Origin of the sequence: Lysobacter sp. TAB13, assembly GCF_052113885.1 — a bacterium.
GTDB lineage: Bacteria > Pseudomonadota > Gammaproteobacteria > Xanthomonadales > Xanthomonadaceae > Lysobacter > Lysobacter gummosus.
In genome coordinates, this window is record NZ_JBFRDR010000272.1 from 1 (window position 1) to 413 (window position 413).

The window sequence follows — 413 nt, forward strand, 5'->3', positions numbered from 1 at the left end:
GTTCCCGACCGGGTCGACGCTGAAGCTGATGATCTTGACGTTGCGCCGATCGAACTCGGGCTTGATCTTGGCCATGTAGCCGAGCTCGGTCGTGCAGACCGGCGTGAAATCCTTGGGGTGGGAGAAGAGCACACACCAGGAATCGCCGATCCAGTCGTGGAAGCGCATTCGCCCTTCCGTCGTTTCGGCCTCGAAATCAGGTGCTGTACTGCCGAGCTGGAGAATCATCACACGCCTCCTGTCGCAACGACCTTGTCGCACAAGGCTCATGCTAACACGGAACGCTCTGCCGCAGGATATTCGCGACCCGACACCGGCTTCTCCCCACACCGTCGCGATCGATCGAAGTCGACCGCGACAGCTCGTGCTTGCGGCTCAGGCTGCTGCCTCGGCCAGAAAGCGCTCCGCGTAAT

1 protein-coding gene is annotated in these 413 nt (G+C 61.0%); it reads right to left on the bottom strand.

What is annotated here, in order from left to right:
• Positions 1-228, bottom strand: a 228-nt coding sequence (locus AB4Y92_RS26135; protein WP_441822269.1) for a redoxin domain-containing protein, incomplete at its 3' end; no start/stop codon positions are given.
• Positions 229-413: the final 185 nt, after the last annotated feature.